The sequence below is a fragment of the Parabacteroides sp. AF21-43 genome (assembly GCF_003635435.1).
GTDB lineage: Bacteria > Bacteroidota > Bacteroidia > Bacteroidales > Tannerellaceae > Parabacteroides > Parabacteroides distasonis.
In genome coordinates this window covers 1-588 of record NZ_QTMG01000056.1, presented here as the reverse complement: position 1 = coordinate 588, position 588 = coordinate 1, and the positions used below count along the sequence as shown (strand labels likewise).

General features: G+C 36.6%; 1 protein-coding gene. It reads right to left on the bottom strand.

The annotated features are described in order from the left end of the window. Window positions 1–24: 24 nt before the first annotated feature. The gene (locus DWX84_RS21130; protein ID WP_007564664.1) at window positions 25–222 is read right to left on the bottom strand and encodes a hypothetical protein; all 198 of its coding nucleotides are present in this window, start codon (window positions 220–222) and stop codon (window positions 25–27) included. Between the last annotated feature and the right edge of the window lie 366 nt (window positions 223–588).

Sequence of the window (588 nt, the reverse complement as noted above, 5' to 3'; positions counted from 1 at the left end):
AGTCAGTTCTTCCGTTGCAGCTTTTCATTTTATCGTGCAGTCACTTTTTTCGATACGTGGAATATGATATGCTTCATTCTTCGGCTTCATTTTTTTAAAAGGAATTGCAGATGTTTCTTCCGGTGTGTCGATAGGCGGCTGACCATCTTTTCGGGATGTGCCATGCTTGCTGTCTAACCGGTTGTTTTTTGCATCCTTTCCAAACCTGTTACTGATTTTCAAGTTTTGTCTTTTTCATATCATTTTTTAGGGAAGTCAAATCATTTTCCGTTGCAAATATAGATTGTTGCTAACCCCTTTTACGGGGATAAGGGGACGATTCACAAACACCACGTTGTTATTCGTCTGAAATCTTCCTTTTTTTGCCTTGCACAAAAAGCGTATTTAACCCGAATTATTCGTTGCCATCTTCACCAATAAAAAAGTTACAAATCTTCCTTTTTCCGGCCAGCATAAAAAGAGTATTTATATCTTTTTTCATGGTGTCCCCCAAAGCCAACAATCAGTTATTGCACTGTAAAATTGATTAATTAACTTCTAAAAAATCAGAGATATGAAAAAGATTGAAAATTCATTCGCAGTAACAGG